At 60.2% G+C, this 13,993-nt stretch carries 13 protein-coding genes; 9 read left to right on the top strand and 4 right to left on the bottom strand.

Annotated elements, in window-relative coordinates:
* Nucleotides 1–111 precede the first annotated feature (111 nt).
* Together OKW39_RS41290 and OKW39_RS41295 are read right to left on the bottom strand one after the other, a co-directional pair.
* A complete protein-coding gene (locus tag OKW39_RS41290) occupies nucleotides 112–852 on the bottom strand; it encodes an ATP-binding cassette domain-containing protein (protein WP_090805962.1) in 741 nt (246 codons plus the stop codon).
* A 468-nt stretch (nucleotides 853–1,320) separates the two neighbouring features.
* Nucleotides 1,321–1,755 carry a MarR family winged helix-turn-helix transcriptional regulator gene (locus OKW39_RS41295; protein ID WP_429334610.1) on the bottom strand — a complete coding sequence of 145 codons (435 nt, stop codon included), beginning with the start codon at nucleotides 1,753–1,755 and terminating at the stop codon, nucleotides 1,321–1,323.
* A gap of 472 nt (nucleotides 1,756–2,227) precedes the next feature.
* Between OKW39_RS41295 and OKW39_RS41300 the strand changes: the two genes are divergently transcribed.
* Both OKW39_RS41300 and OKW39_RS41305 read left to right on the top strand, forming a co-directional pair.
* Nucleotides 2,228–4,162, top strand: a complete 1,935-nt coding sequence (locus OKW39_RS41300) for a chloride channel protein (protein ID WP_090810060.1) — start codon at nucleotides 2,228–2,230, stop codon at nucleotides 4,160–4,162.
* Complete coding sequence (locus OKW39_RS41305; protein ID WP_184067236.1) at nucleotides 4,146–4,400, top strand: hypothetical protein; 255 nt, start codon at nucleotides 4,146–4,148, stop codon at nucleotides 4,398–4,400. The genes OKW39_RS41300 and OKW39_RS41305 overlap by 17 nt, the downstream gene beginning before the upstream one ends.
* 28 nt (nucleotides 4,401–4,428) lie before the next feature.
* Here the strand turns inward: OKW39_RS41305 and pal are convergent, their stop codons facing one another.
* On the bottom strand, nucleotides 4,429–4,926 hold the full coding sequence (gene pal, locus OKW39_RS41310; RefSeq protein ID WP_429365371.1) for a peptidoglycan-associated lipoprotein Pal: 498 nt from the start codon (nucleotides 4,924–4,926) through the stop codon (nucleotides 4,429–4,431).
* 317 nt (nucleotides 4,927–5,243) lie between these two features.
* Nucleotides 5,244–5,558, bottom strand: coding sequence for a hypothetical protein (locus OKW39_RS41315; protein WP_429565284.1), 315 nt, complete (start codon nucleotides 5,556–5,558; stop codon nucleotides 5,244–5,246).
* 516 nt (nucleotides 5,559–6,074) lie between these two features.
* On the opposite strand from OKW39_RS41315, the gene OKW39_RS41320 reads away from it, so the two are divergent.
* From OKW39_RS41320 to OKW39_RS41350, 7 genes are all read left to right on the top strand, one after another.
* Nucleotides 6,075–6,461, top strand: a complete 387-nt coding sequence (locus OKW39_RS41320) for a hypothetical protein (protein ID WP_184069008.1) — start codon at nucleotides 6,075–6,077, stop codon at nucleotides 6,459–6,461.
* A 530-nt stretch (nucleotides 6,462–6,991) separates the two neighbouring features.
* Complete coding sequence (locus tag OKW39_RS41325) at nucleotides 6,992–8,248, top strand: ABC transporter substrate-binding protein (RefSeq protein WP_090805956.1); 1,257 nt, start codon at nucleotides 6,992–6,994, stop codon at nucleotides 8,246–8,248.
* Nucleotides 8,249–8,364: 116 nt separating this feature from the next.
* Nucleotides 8,365–9,234 carry a branched-chain amino acid ABC transporter permease gene (locus tag OKW39_RS41330; protein ID WP_090805954.1) on the top strand — a complete coding sequence of 290 codons (870 nt, stop codon included), beginning with the start codon at nucleotides 8,365–8,367 and terminating at the stop codon, nucleotides 9,232–9,234.
* A 53-nt stretch (nucleotides 9,235–9,287) separates the two neighbouring features.
* Nucleotides 9,288–10,181 (top strand): branched-chain amino acid ABC transporter permease, encoded by an 894-nt coding sequence (locus OKW39_RS41335; RefSeq protein ID WP_244168782.1) that lies wholly within the window; start codon nucleotides 9,288–9,290, stop codon nucleotides 10,179–10,181.
* The gene (locus OKW39_RS41340) at nucleotides 10,178–10,927 is read left to right on the top strand and encodes an ABC transporter ATP-binding protein (RefSeq protein ID WP_184068999.1); all 750 of its coding nucleotides are present in this window, start codon (nucleotides 10,178–10,180) and stop codon (nucleotides 10,925–10,927) included. The genes OKW39_RS41335 and OKW39_RS41340 overlap by 4 nt, the downstream gene beginning before the upstream one ends.
* A complete protein-coding gene (locus OKW39_RS41345; protein ID WP_429403198.1) occupies nucleotides 10,924–11,652 on the top strand; it encodes an ABC transporter ATP-binding protein in 729 nt (242 codons plus the stop codon). Before OKW39_RS41340 ends, OKW39_RS41345 begins: the two co-directional genes overlap by 4 nt.
* 244 nt (nucleotides 11,653–11,896) lie before the next feature.
* Nucleotides 11,897–13,498 carry an APC family permease gene (locus tag OKW39_RS41350; RefSeq protein WP_184068996.1) on the top strand — a complete coding sequence of 534 codons (1,602 nt, stop codon included), beginning with the start codon at nucleotides 11,897–11,899 and terminating at the stop codon, nucleotides 13,496–13,498.
* Nucleotides 13,499–13,993 lie beyond the last annotated feature (495 nt).

Consider the following 13,993-nt stretch of genomic DNA (forward strand, 5'->3'; position numbering starts at 1 on the left):
CCGACCAGCGAGTATGCGTCCTCGCGGACTGTGGATCATCGAGCAATGGCGGGGTTGTAGGGGGCCTTCGCGGCGCGTCGTTCAATGTGGTGGCTCCGATGCGAGGCAGTTTCAGGCAGCGGCGATGGCGCCGGTGATCAGTCCGGTCACTTCTTCCGGGGAGGACTCTTCGGTCTTCTTGTCCGCGACCTTGCGCCCGCGCCGCATGACAACCACCCGTTGGGCAACGGCGAATACGTCAGGCATGCGGTGGCTGATGAGGATGACGGCGATACCGTGTTCGGACAGGCGTCTGATGAGATCCAGCACCTCGACGACCTGGCGCACACTGATCGAGGCGGTCGGCTCGTCCATGAGGACGAGCCTTGCTTCCGAGAGACGTGTGCGGGCGATGGCCACCGCCTGCCGCTGTCCCCCCGACATTTGCCTGACGAGGTCGCGCGGGCGCGTCTCGGACTTCAGTGCCTTGAACAGTTCACCCGCACGCCGATACATGGTCGCGTGATCGAGCACGCGGATAGGCCCGAACCCGACCCGCGGTTCGCGGCCAAGGAAAACGTTGGCGGCTGCCGTCAGGTTGTCGCAGAGCGCGAGATCCTGATAGACGACTTCGATGCCGCGCGCGCGCGCGTCGACCGGCTTGTTGAAATGCACGGGATTTCCATCGATGAGAATTTCGCCGTGCGAAGGTGGAAAGTTGCCGGCGACGACCTTCACCAAAGTCGATTTCCCGGCCCCGTTATCGCCCATGAGCCCCACGACCTGACCTGGCTCCAGACTGAGCGTCACGTCGGTCAGGGCCTGAATGGCGCCGAAATGCCTGGAAACGCCTCTGAGCTCAAGAAGACTCATGGACAGTCGTGCTCGCTGGAGTGGGGGCGTCCATGGCATTGGCCGGACGGCCAGTAGACACGCGAAGGAAGTAAATATTTTTTAGCGCACGATAGGGCATTTAGCAAGGCACTTTGGCCACCTGTCGAACGTGCCGCCGAATCGGAAGGCGCGTCCAGTGCGGCTGCGCACGAAGCGGCGAGCGGTGGCCGCTGAGGGGCGTCGAGCCGCTCGCGTCCATCGGAAAATGTCATCCAGCGGACTTCGCGCCACAGGCGCCGCTCCTGGCATGACAAGTACGATCGCCCCAATTGAGGCAGGCCTGAAAGCTTCTGGCGCGTCCGTGCGAGGGTAATCACCCATTAGCCCAAGCGGTCTTGGATGTCTTGAGAATGGGTCGTACGGACACGGGCTAAAGGGCTGGCACGCGGAGATCGTCGCTGGCGCGCCGGCCGTCGACGAACGCTCATCCCTGGCGCCGCTGCAAGATCACCAATCTGGCGATTTGGCCGCTGCGCCAACCAGTGGTGTCTGTTGAACCTGAAACTGCCCCAGCGCCCAACCGAATGACTCGATTTCCCGCTTGTGCAGCATCGCGAGCTTCAACAGGCACCGCTCGCCTTTTTCCGTCAGGTGGACCTGCACGAGTCGCCGGTCGGAAGCGTCGGGGCGACGCTCGACGAACCCGGCGGCTTCGCAGCGGGACACGAGCGCCGCGGTGCCGTTGGGCGCGGCCTGCAACCGTTCAGCCAGTTCGCCGATACTGGCCCAGGAGCGCTCGGGAAATCCCCTGACGTGAAGGAGCATCTGATATTGCAGAGGCGTGACTCCTTCCGCGTGAGTAATTTCTTCCGAATACCGCAGGAACCTGCGTAACTGGTAACGGAATGCCGACATGGCTTCGAGATCCTGCTTGTTGGGCATGCCGACCCGGATGTGCGGTGATGTTTGCTTCACTTTGCTACCTGTCTCGTTCGGAACATGGACCAGGCGCCTGAAACCGGATTCTCTGCAGCCTTGCTGAAATCCTGTTGCTCTATCGCAAAGCGCACCGGCAATGCGGCGTGACGGGGTGACAGCGCAAAATCGTATCAGATGGATTGCGTGCCCGCGCCGGATCTGGATGCGGTGAACGGTGGGTGTTCCGTATCGCCACGACCATCAAGGTTGGTGAACACGCGTTGATAGGACTATAGTGCATGGCACGGCATGACATGATTGCCGAGGCCTGTCTACCCGGTCGCACCGACCGATTCAGGCGGGCGGTGCGATGTTCGATCATCCCCCAAGACCGCTCGGCTTCTTTCTGCGTGGACCTTGTATTGCGTGCATGGGACCGCTCGAGGCTCCCGCGCCGAACGATGACGCGGTGTTGTCATGCGAGGAGAAGCGGGATATGGCCCCCACGAAGCTCGACGGCAAGGAAGGAGATTCGGCGCCTCCTGAAAACGCGCAAGAAGTCGTGAAGCCGCTCGACCTCTATCGCATGAGCATGCTGGGGTTCTGCCTAGGGATCGTGACCGGTTTTGGCGCGGTCGTGTTCAGGATGCTGATCGGCACTATCCATAATGCGGCGTTTCTCGGACGCCTTTCGCCGCTCTACGACGCGAGCCAGTTTACCCCGCCGTCGCCGTGGGGCGCATGGGTGATTCTTGTGCCGGTAGCAGGCGGCTTCGTGGTCACGTGGCTGGTAAGCCGCTTCGCACCGGAAGCAAAAGGGCATGGCGTGCCAGAAGTGATGGACGCGATCTATTTCGGGGGCGGCGTGATCCGTCCGGTCGTGGCGGTCGTCAAGTCGCTCGCATCGGCGATCGCGATCGGCACCGGTGCGGCGGTGGGCCGGGAAGGTCCGATCATCCAGATCGGTTCGGCAATGGGCTCGACGCTGGGTCAGTGGCTGCGGATGCCCGCCAGTCAGCGGATCATTCTCGTTGCGAGCGGCGCGGGGGCCGGCATTGCCGCGACGTTCAATACGCCGATCGGCGGCGTACTGTTCGCGACCGAACTGATGATGCCGGAAATCAGCGTGGGGACTTTTCTGCCCGTCGCACTGGCAACGGGCACCGCCACGTTCGTGGGACGGCTGTTCTTGGGCGGAGCAGCGGCTTTCCTGGTTCCCCCTCAGCTCGGAGCGCTCGATAACCATCTCGCGAGCGGCTTCACGCTGCTGCTTTACGCGCTGCTCGGGGTCGTGGCCGGCGTGGCGGCCGCGTTTCTGATTCGCGGATTGCACTGGGCGGAGGACGCCTTCGATCGCGTTCCGGGGCGTTTTGCGCGCCACGCGCTCGGCATGCTGTTCGTCGGCGTAATGATGTATCTGCTGATGCGCTACGCAGGCCGCTACTACGTGGAAGGCGTGGGCTACGCAACGATCCAGGCGACGCTCAATGAACAGTTGCAAGGTGGCCTGTTCCTGCTGCTGCTTGCGCTGTGCAAGATGGCCGCGACGTCGGTTAGCCTCGGCTCCGGCTCGTCGGGCGGCGTGTTCTCGCCGTCGCTGTTCATCGGCGCGACGTTGGGCGCCGCGCTGGCGTCCCTGTTCCATCTGCTGGTGCCGGCCGCTCCGGTCAGCGTGCCTGCATTCGCGATGGTCGGCATGGGGGCGGTGGTCGCGGGCGGCACGGGTGCCGCGATGACGGCAGTGGCGATGATCTTCGAAATGACGCGCGATTACGACATCGTGCTGCCGATGATACTTGCGGTTGCGTTCAGCATCGGCACCCGCCGGCTCCTCTCGCGCGAGACGATCTACACGATGAAACTCGTCAGGCGCGGTCATGTCATTCCCGATGCGTTGCACGCCAATATGTTTCTCGTGCAGAACGCGGGGGCGATCATGGAGGCCGACATACTGGTGCTCGACGTGGAGGTCCCGTTTCGCGATCTCCTCGATCGCATGGGCGTCGCGCCGTTCCGGCACATCGTCGTCACGAAGGCAGGCATGCTGTACGGCGTGCTGCGCATCAACACCGGCCTGCGCCGCGCGGTCAGCCATGACAATCCGACGGTCACGATCGGGCAACTCGCGAATCGCAACTTCATCGTCGTGAAGCGATCCGATGCGGCGTTCGAAGTGATCAGCGAACTCCGGCAGCGCCGCGCGGTGATGGCGGTGGTCCTCGTCGATGCCGCTGTCGATGGCGCGTTCGACGTGTCCGGCGTGATTGCGAAGGAGCATATTGCGGACGCCGTCGCCCGCAGTATCGATATTTTCCAGCCCCGGGCTCGCGGCAGGACCGCCACGCCGATGCAATCCGTGCGCGTCAACGACGCTTCGTATGCCGTGCACGGCAGGGGTCTCAAGGTGAGCGACCGTGAAGCTGAAAACTGAGTGGCGGACGTTGCGCGAGCGGCTCAAGGCCGCGGTGCACCTTGCGGATTCCGGGAGTACACGGGAAGACCGTTCGCCCGACGCAACCCCCGACCCGCGCGAGTGGGTGATCGTCTATCGCACCGAGCGCGGGTTCTGCTGCATGTACCGGGGCGAGCCGGTCGAATTCGACGAGATGCTGGACGTGCAGATATGGTCGGAGGAAGAGGACGTGCGGCTCTGGTACTTCGGGCTTTGAACTGGTCCGCGCGTCGTGCGCTGCGCGATTAGCGGTACACCAGGTCGGCGCGGCGATTCTGCGACCACGACGCCTCGTCGTGCCCCAGCGCAACCGGTTTTTCTTTGCCCAGGCTGACAGCTTCCAGTTGCGTCCCGGGCACGCCAAGCGTTTCCAACTCACGCATGACGGCCTGCGAGCGCCGCTCGCCCAAGGCGAGATTGTATTCGGTGGTGCCGCGCTCGTCGGTGTTGCCCTGTATCAGCACATGCTGGGACGGATGCCGGCGCAGATAGTCCGCATGTGCCTGGAGTAGCGCCTGATAGTCATCCCTGACCGTATAGCTGTCGAAATCGAAATAGATGCTTCGCTTTGCAAGCGGACTGTTGGGATTGTTCAGTGCGTCGATCGTCGAGGGACTGGTACTGAGCGCCGACGCATTGGCAGCCTGGCCGCTCGATGTGACCGTTTGCGGCGTTTTCGTTTCATGACATCCGGCGAGCAGCGCGAGCATCACGAACGTGAGCCGGATCGTGCATTTTTTCATTCTGTCTCCCAGAAAAGTGACGACGTGGAGCAGGGCAGTACGTCGAGGGAAGCGACGTCTTGAAGTCTATGTGGCGTTTGCGTGGTGTGCCTCCGTATTTTCCCAGGCGATGCCGCCATCGGAGCAGCCGCCGTTATCTCGCGAAGGTCATCTGAATGAACTCCTGCCGTGTTCCCCCTTCCTGGTTTTCCGAAGAAGGTGCAGGAATCGCTTGAATGAATGTCACAACGTGCTTATCCTAGGGGCTAGTGGTGTGGGACCTGGCGTGCCGATATTGCATGTTATGGCGTATGGTCCGGCAGCAAGCCCACTCGTTTTCAGGCGACAGAAGGCGATTCCCCTCCGCCCAGCTTCACGGCTGGGCTTTTTTTTTCGTTGATCCCTATCTGACGTTGAAACCGTCTGCCACTTTCTTCCGCATCCTGGACAGAAGAACGCTGCAACATGTTCGGCGGCTTTGGTTCCACTATGGAATCTTCTGGGTGGGCCCGTTGGTCACCGCTCTCGTCGCAGTGCTGGAAGCGCATCTGATTGATGCAGATTGTGACATATTGCGGCGTGCCGACGATCCACGTCGGCGCATCGCTGATGCTTAACCTGCGGCACTTCCATCCCGCGCGATTTCGGACCATCCGCTACTCGCCGTCGCGGTGCTGCTGATCGGCGTCGTCTCCGGGTTGGCAAGGCCTTCGTGATTGTCATCGCGATGATCAATAGGAACGCACTGGTCATTCGCTGATGGCGACCGCGCTGATTGCCAGCCGCATTTCGAGGTTTTTGCGCCACCACTTTACGAGGCACGGGCGGAGCGTTACAGATATATCGGCATGTAGTACTGGATTTCGGATGGGCCGCTTTGAGGCGAGCGTTGCCTTGCGACATCCGTGCAATGAAGTTGTTCATGGCATATGCGCTGAGTTTGCGCAAATTGTCGGACAGGTGGCTGGGCAAGGCATGCGCGGCCGCTGCGGGGCCATATCCGATCATCGGGGTAAGCACCGGGTGCGGGATCCATCGGTGCGCTGCACTCGCAGATAGGGAGTAAACACAGATTTATTTGGCAGAGGCCACCCGCTATCATGCAGCGACTGTGCCGTGAGGCGGCAAGTTCCAAACGTCTGAATTCTGAAGTGACACAGCGATCATTCATGAAGTCTGCGCCAGACTCATCAAAACTCCTTCGCAAGCTCACCAAGGCCGTGCTGTTGGTCGCGACAGCCATTTGCGGCAGCGTGAACGCGATGACAGGTGATCGTATGCTGGACGAGTTAGTGCCGCTGGATTCCTCTGGTCCATGGGCCAAGATGAGGTCTTCGAGCAGAGGCTCGACCTCTGAGGCAGTATCCTCTCCAACGACACCATGGTATCCGGAGCGCGCCGATCCGTATTCCCGGTCTTCTTTGGCGGACATATCGCTGGCAGCGCACGGCGAAATCCTGGCGTTTGACGATGCATACACGCCGTCACGTAATGCGTTTGGCGCAGGAAGTTTCGCACTTAGCGCATTGGGTTTCGGGGCTTCGAGCCTCGATTAATCATCTCAATCGCGGTAGCGAGGGCCGTGGCTGGTCTTGCCTGATTGCGGAGGGGAACTCACCCATTCGAAATCGGCCATCTCTGTAACGGATGCCGCGCACGAAACGCCGATGTGGTCCCACAATTTCGCGTTCGCTTTGGCGCAATCTTTGACAGCGGATCGGTTGCGAGCGCGACCACTGCCTACGATGCTGCCAGATCTCCCAACACCCGGCGCGAGCATCGGAGTTGTTCCAGATGCCTCAATGGAGGAAGGGTTCTTCAGAATGGAGGTTTTCCCGAGTCTCTTTCATGCGCATCCCGGGACATTTACTGAAGCGCTTTACCCGCGCACCGCGCCGGTGTGCGTTGAATCACCGCGATAGACCGGCTGGCACTCAGACGTTTCGTTACATCTCATGGAATTATGTCATATCGTGCACTAACATTTGATATGCGTTGGAAATCCGAAGCGTAGAAATCGGAACCAGCTTTCCCAGGAGGAGAGCGCGAGCATTGCTCGGACGTGTCCATTCTGTGGGAGACCGAAATGGGAAGACTATCGACCGCGGGCCGACGGCATCGCCGGCTCGTACTGAAGGCTGCTGCCGCAGCCGGAATTGCGCAGATCGGCGCACCCTTCATCATCAAGGCGCGCGGAGAGGTTCCAATCAAATTCGGGCTCGACGACCCGCTGACAGGTACCTATGCCGAACTCGGCAAGAACGAGCAAATGGGTTGCGAATACGCGATCGATCAGATCAATGCGCGCGGGGGCATATTGGGTCGTCCGGTTCAGCTCATCGTGGAGGATTCCACCAGCGCGGATACTGGCGCTGCTGTACAGAAGGCGCGCAAGCTGATCGAACGTGACAAGGTGGACTTCCTGCTTGGCAATGTCAACTCGGCCATGGCGCTTGCGATCGGGCAGGTTTCAAACGAATTGAAAACACTGCATATCGTGACGGGTGGGCATACCGACGCCGTGACCGGTAAAGATTGTCACTGGAACGTCTTTCGGGTCTGCAATACGACGAGGATGGAAACCAACTCGGTATCGAAGGTCCTGTTCGACCGGTACGGAAAAAAATGGTTTTTCATCACTCCAGATTACGCATTTGGCCACACCTTGCAACTCGGCTTCGAGGCGAGCCTGAAGAAGTTCGGAGGGGTGGAGGCTGGAGCCGCGTTGGCGCCGCTTGGCACCACCGACTATTCGTCATATTTGATCAAGGCGCAGGCTGCCGATCCTGACGTCATCCTGTTTCTTACCGCAGGTCAGGATGCTGTCAATTCGCTTAAGCAGGCGGTGCAGTTCGGCCTTAACAAGCGTTTCCACATCGCCGGGGCGCAGCAGGAACTGGAGGTGCTCGAGGGCTTGCCGCCGGATGCGCGAATCGGGACGTGGGTATTCGAATGGTACTGGGACCAGCCCAATGTACCCCACGTAGCGGAATACGTGGCCGGCATCCGTAAGAAGGCCGGGAGAGTGCCGACTGCCAGACACTGGTTCGGGCACGTCGCTGTCAATAGCGTTGCACTCGTCGCTAATCAGGAGAAGACGCTTGACGCGGTGAAACTGGCGCGGGCGCTCGAAGGCTTCAAGTTGCCGCCGGACGTAGGGCTGATGCCGGACACACCGTTCTATCGGGCCGGCAACCATCAGCTCATGCCGGATCTCTATGTGGGACATGCGGTAGCGCAGGGACCTAGACCTGATGATTTATTCCACGTCGATCAGCTGGTAAAGGGCATCGACGCGGCGCTGCCGGTCAGCGAAACCGGCTGCCGTCTCACATGGGCATGACCGGTTCGGGGAGCCAGACAGGGGACTGAGTGCCTAATGATGTCGCGCTGCCGCAATCGCCGCGCGACCGATGAGCCGGGACATCGGAAGCGGACGTCGGCAGCACAGGTAACGGTATGACGCAATTGATCCTGTTCAACGTTTTCAACGGTATCGTCATTGGCGCGTTTTACGCGCTAATGGCGCTTGGCCTGTCGCTGATCCTGAATCTGAGCGGTGTCATCAACTTCGCGCACGGCGGATTCCTGGCAATTGGCGCTTACCTCGCCTACACGATCATGCCGTATGTCGGCTTTTGGGCGGCGCTTGTTATTGCCCCCTTGCTGACGGCTGCTCTCGGACTGCTGATCGAGCGGGTACTGATTCGCCGGCTGTATGGAAGAGATCCCCTATACAGTCTGCTGCTCACGTTCGGGCTCGCGTTTCTGCTGCAGGACGGTAGCCGCTATATCTGGGGGCCTCAGACATTGCCATACCAGATTCCGGACGCGCTGAACCGGCCATTGACGTCCTCGTTCTTCTTTCTAACGGGCTATCGTGTGTTCATGGTCGTTCTGGTTGTGATCGTCGTGGCGGCGCTCTTCATGTTCCTGAAGTTCACTCGATCCGGCATTCGTATCCGCGCTGGTGTCGGAGACCTCGAAACGGTCGCGACACTGGGCGTGAATGTACGGTGGCTTCGCAGCATGAATTTCGGCCTCGGCATCTTTCTCGCGGGGCTGGCTGGCGTACTGGCAGCCGGCATGCTCGGACTGCAACCGACCATCGGTGATTCGCTCATCATGCCGAGTTTCGTTGCGATCATCGTCGGGGGACTGGGCAGCCTGCCGGGTACGCTGCTCGGCGGCATTCTCATTGGCGTCGCTTCTGGCCTGACTTCTGTCTTTTTCCCGTCCGCGACCGAAGCGGTGATTTACGTCCTGATGGGGCTAGTGCTGCTCGTACGTCCGCGCGGACTGCTGGGTGAGGAAGGGAGGGTCCAGTGAGATCATCACTGCAACTCGCGGGGAATGCGGCGGTCTGGCTGGCGCTCGCAGCCATGCCGTACTGGATCACCTGGCTCGGCGGCTATACGGCACTTGGTACACGCGTAGTAGTAATGGCATTGGCGGCGATGGCGCTCAATTTTCTACTCGGTTTTACTGGCGTGTTGTCGTTCGGTCACGCGGCATATTTTGGTCTCGGCGCGTATGGCGTTGGTATGACGATCCGTTATCTGGTGCCGAATACGCTGCTTGGTATCGTCATTGGGGTCGCGGCCGGCACGCTGGCGGCGGCGCTCATCGGCGCGCTGATTGCCAGGCTTCGGGGCGTCTATTTCGCGATGGCGACGATCGCATTCGGCCAGGTGTTCTACTTCGTCGCCTTTCGCTGGAACGCCGTGACTGGCGGCGACGATGGGCTCTCCGGATGGCATCGCATGCCTCTCCACTTTGGCCAGCAGAGAATCGACATTCTTGGCAACAGCACCGTGTTTTACTATTTCGTTCTGCTTTGCTTTGCCGTGTCGGTTGCCGTCATGACTGCGCTGTTGCGCTCTCCGTTTGGCCGTACGCTTCTGGCGATACGCGAGAACGAAAAGCGGGCGCGCTTCCTGGGGCTGCCGGTGGAGCAGCATATCTGGCTGTCGTTCGTGATCTCCTGCTTTTTCGTGAGTTTTGCCGGTACCTTGTACGCGCTGCTCAATAACTTCGCCGATCCGCATGATCTGCGGTGGGACCAGTCAGGCGATTTTGTGATCATGGCCGTGCTGGGGGGAATGCGCTCGTTGTGGGGACCGCTGATCGGCGCGGCCGTCTTCGTGCTGGTTCAGGATTACATCTCCACACGGACTGAGAACTGGATGTCGTTTATCGGCCTGCTGTTCATCCTCGTCGTTCTGTTCTTTCCCCGTGGCGTGCTGGGCATCCGGACGGGCGGGGTGCGTTCATGAGCCTGCTCGTAGTCGATCACGTATCTCACCGGTTCGGCAATCTTCGCGCGGTTAGCGATGTTTGCCTGACTGTGGAAGCCGGTGAGCTTCGCGCGGTAATTGGACCTAACGGTGCAGGAAAGACGACGTTCTTCAATCTGATCAGTGGGTTCTTTCCGCCTACGTCGGGGCGTATCGTGTTCGACGGACGCGACGTGACCCGGCTTGCGCCTCATCGCCGCGTTGCCATGGGAATGGCGCGGACTTTCCAGATTACGGAAGTTTTTCCTGAGTTGTCCGTTCGCGATAATCTGCGGATTCCGGTCGAACTTCGGGCCGGGCACAGGCTCTCGCCGTGGCTATCGAGGGCGGCGCGCGCGACCGTCAACCAGCGGCTGGAAGAATTGCTCGTGCTCGGCGGACTCGAGCAGCGTGCGCGCCGGTTGGTGGGCGAGCTGTCGCTTGGCGACCAGCGAGCCACGGAAATCATCATGTCGCTCGCACTCGAACCCAGGCTCCTGCTCCTCGACGAACCGACCGCGGGGATGGGAGATCAGGAAACCTACGACGTGACGCGACTGATACGACGCCTGCACCGCGATCGATCGCTGACGATGATTCTGATCGAGCACGACATGCGCGTCATCTTCCAACTGGCACAGCGCATCATGGTGCTCGCCGAAGGCAGGATTCTGGCAGAAGGAACGCCGGAAGAAATCACCGGCAATCAAGCCGTGCAAGCAGCCTATCTGGGAACAGCAAAATGAGTGCCCTGGTTGCCGAGGGACTGCAGACCTGGTACGGCAAGAGCCACATTCTGCATGGCGTATCGGTGGACGTTGACGACGGCCAGATTGTCGCCCTGGTAGGGCGCAACGGCGCCGGCAAGACGACAACCATGCGAAGCCTGATGGGATTGACCCGGCCACGCGCGGGAAGGGTGAACATTCTAGGCCGCGAAACGACCGGCTGGCCGCCAGACCGGGTCGCGGCGCTCGGTGTCGGATATGTGCCGGAGGGTAGGCGCATATTCGCGGGTCTCAGCGTGGAAGAAAATCTGCTTGTGCCCAACGGGCGCACCGGTCCTTGGACGATCGCACGTGTGTTTGAGCTTTTTCCCCGGTTACGCGAGCGTCGGAACAGCAAGGGCCGGCAACTCTCCGGAGGGGAGCAGGAAATGCTCGCGATCGCACGCGGCCTGCTGCTCAACCCACGCGTACTGCTTCTCGATGAGCCGTCTCAAGGTCTCGCACCGCTGATGGTGCGGGAAGTGTTTGATGTTATCGTCAGAATGCGCGCCGAAGGCATGTCGGTGCTTCTGGTTGAGCAGAACGTTCGAGCGGCTGTCGAGATTGCCGACGCGGCTTGCGTGCTGGACGATGGTCGGGTCGTTTTTTCCGGATCCGCGCGAGAACTTGCGCGCGACGAAGCTCGTGTGCGTACTCTGGCCGGGGCCAGTGCGAGCGATTGGCGCATGCTCGACGATGCTTGAATCGCATGAAGCCATGCACGAATTTGAAATGGCACAGTGTGAACTAACGCTCGTCGAAGCGCACAGGCATTTCCAAGCCCTTTAATTGTCGCTTCGGTTCACGGCGGGAATTTTATCGCCGTTTATGCGGTCGAAGCGTTCAGGATGAGCCGTTCATGTATGACGGTGCGCGGATGCGCACCGCCTCTTTCGCGCAACGCCGGTTCAAAAACCGAACTCCGGGGCAGGCGCAAGGAGACCAGAAATGAGCACGATTTCCGACCTGACGCTATCGGGCAAACTGCGTCGCGATGCTGGGATAGTGGGGTTGCTGTTCGCAAGCACCACTAGCATGATTGGTTCAGGGTGGCTGTTCGGCGCCTACCATGCATCGAGAATAGCCGGTCCGTTGAGCATAGGCAGTTGGGCGCTTGGCGCTGTCATCATCATGCTGATTGCGCTATGTTTCGCGGAGCTTGCCGCCGTTTTTCCACGTAGTGGGGCGCTGGTTCATATGAGCCACGCGAGCCATGGCGACGGACTTGGAAGGTTGTGGTGCTGGCTGCTCTTCCTCGCCTATGTCCCGGTGCCTGCAGTCGAAGCCGAAGCAATCGTCACTTATGCAAGCAACTATCTGCCATGGCTGATCCGTCCTGGCTCCGCCGGGGTGCTGAGTTTGGCGGGCTTCTTCGTGTGCGCCGGTTTGCTCGGAATCACCGCGCTCCTGAATCTGATGGTGATCAGATGGCTGCTCAACGTCAATTCAACCATTACGTGGTGGAAAATTCTGGTACCGATACTGACCATCGTTGGCTTGATGGCAGCGAGCACCCACTGGGATGTCGTGCGTGCGGCGCCTGACACCTACAAGCTCTCCGGCATGTTCACGGCACTACCCGCAGCAGGTATCGTTTTCAGCTATTTGGGCTTCCGTACTGCGATCGACCTCGGCGGCGAAACGGCCAATCCACATCGCGACATTCCGCTAGCCGTGATTGGCTCGGTCGTGCTCGCTGCAGTGGTTTACATCATGTTGCAAGTGGCCTTTATCTGGGCGCTGTCGCCGGTCGATCTCGCGCACGGATGGGCACACCTCAGCTTCAAGGGGGAAATGGGACCGTTCGCTGGACTTGCCGCGACGCTCGGGCTCGGCTGGATGGCGACGCTTCTATACATCGACGCCTATATATCGCCTGGCGGCACGGGGCTGATGTATGTAACCGGCGGATCGCGCGTCCTCTTTGCTACGGGCGAAATGGAGGCAGGTCCCCGCGTGCTGACAAAGCTGAACCGCAACAAGGTGCCATGGCTGGCGGTTCTCGTGATGTGGGTGGTTGGCACCATTTTCCTGCTGCCGTTTCCTGCATGGCAGAAGATGGTCGACTACATTACGTCGGTTACGGTGCTGACATATGGTCTTGGTCCGATCGCGTTGCTGGTGTTACGCCGTAACCTTCCGGAACTGCATCGTCCATTTCGCATGTGGGCCGCGCCCGTGCTGGCGCCAGCCGCATTTATCTGCAGCAACCTCGTAATATATTGGACTGGCTTTGCAACGAACACCTTTCTGTTTGCGCTGGTGGCGATCGGTTTCGTACTCTACGCGGCGTACTATCACATCGTCTTGCGCAAAGCTGCGAAAGACTTCGGCTGGAACAACATTGCGTGGCTGTTGCCGTGGTTTGGGGGCATCTGGTTATTGTCGTGGCTCGGCGGCATCGGTGGCGGACTCGGTGTGATCGGATTCGGTTGGGACATTCTTCTAGTGGCGCTCTGGAGCGTGATCGTGATGAGGCTCGCAATGCGCTGCGCGTTGCGCGTCGAGCAGACGCGAGCAATGATGGAGCGAATGGACGCGACGAGTTGACTGGCAACGCCATCGTTCAGCGAGGGAGGAGTCAACGGAAGCTCGATCCGTTAGCGGGGCGCTTGAAGGGACTACCCGAGTACCCGCCTGAACTGCAAGCCAGACTTCCAACGGTGAGATCTGGTCAGGGAGTCGCGCTCATGTAATGAGCGGCGATCGAGCAAGACTTGTCTAACCGGAAGCGACGGGCAGAATGAGCGCCCTCTAACGCCGATGATCACGAGTATGTGCGATGAACCTGACGTCATTGCGCATCAGAAGCGGCAGTGGTCGCTTCGCGCTGCTAGCACATCATGCGAACGCTAACTGGCGAGGTCCGGTTCTTCGCACTACCCAGTGCTGCCGCCTTGCGTCCGGATGGCTCCTTATTAAGCGTCCTTTAAGCACCACGGCCTAGCTTTAAAGCGTCAACTGTTCGAAGTTCAAGCCCTGTGAAAGTCTCGCATGCCATATGCGCCGCCGATGTGAGCGCGCAAGGCCGCATGCGACGTCTGG

It is taken from the genome of Paraburkholderia sp. MM6662-R1 (assembly GCF_050436245.1).
Lineage (GTDB): Bacteria > Pseudomonadota > Gammaproteobacteria > Burkholderiales > Burkholderiaceae > Paraburkholderia > Paraburkholderia tuberum.

Excerpts from the sequence above, each read along its gene's own strand:
- OKW39_RS41340 (WP_184068999.1), top strand. The coding sequence starts at position 10,178 with ATGAGCCTGCTCGTAGTCGATCACGTATCTCACCGGTTCGGCAATCTT.
- OKW39_RS41290 (WP_090805962.1), bottom strand. The coding sequence starts at position 852 with ATGAGTCTTCTTGAGCTCAGAGGCGTTTCCAGGCATTTCGGCGCCATT.
- OKW39_RS41345 (WP_429403198.1), top strand. The coding sequence starts at position 10,924 with ATGAGTGCCCTGGTTGCCGAGGGACTGCAGACCTGGTACGGCAAGAGC.
- OKW39_RS41320 (WP_184069008.1), top strand. The coding sequence starts at position 6,075 with ATGAAGTCTGCGCCAGACTCATCAAAACTCCTTCGCAAGCTCACCAAG.
- OKW39_RS41295 (WP_429334610.1), bottom strand. The coding sequence starts at position 1,755 with ATGCCCAACAAGCAGGATCTCGAAGCCATGTCGGCATTCCGTTACCAG.
- OKW39_RS41315 (WP_429565284.1), bottom strand. The coding sequence starts at position 5,558 with ATGGTCCGAAATCGCGCGGGATGGAAGTGCCGCAGGTTAAGCATCAGC.
- OKW39_RS41350 (WP_184068996.1), top strand. The coding sequence starts at position 11,897 with ATGAGCACGATTTCCGACCTGACGCTATCGGGCAAACTGCGTCGCGAT.
- OKW39_RS41335 (WP_244168782.1), top strand. The coding sequence starts at position 9,288 with ATGCCGTACTGGATCACCTGGCTCGGCGGCTATACGGCACTTGGTACA.
- OKW39_RS41300 (WP_090810060.1), top strand. The coding sequence starts at position 2,228 with ATGGCCCCCACGAAGCTCGACGGCAAGGAAGGAGATTCGGCGCCTCCT.
- OKW39_RS41330 (WP_090805954.1), top strand. The coding sequence starts at position 8,365 with ATGACGCAATTGATCCTGTTCAACGTTTTCAACGGTATCGTCATTGGC.
- OKW39_RS41325 (WP_090805956.1), top strand. The coding sequence starts at position 6,992 with ATGGGAAGACTATCGACCGCGGGCCGACGGCATCGCCGGCTCGTACTG.
- pal (WP_429365371.1), bottom strand. The coding sequence starts at position 4,926 with ATGAAAAAATGCACGATCCGGCTCACGTTCGTGATGCTCGCGCTGCTC.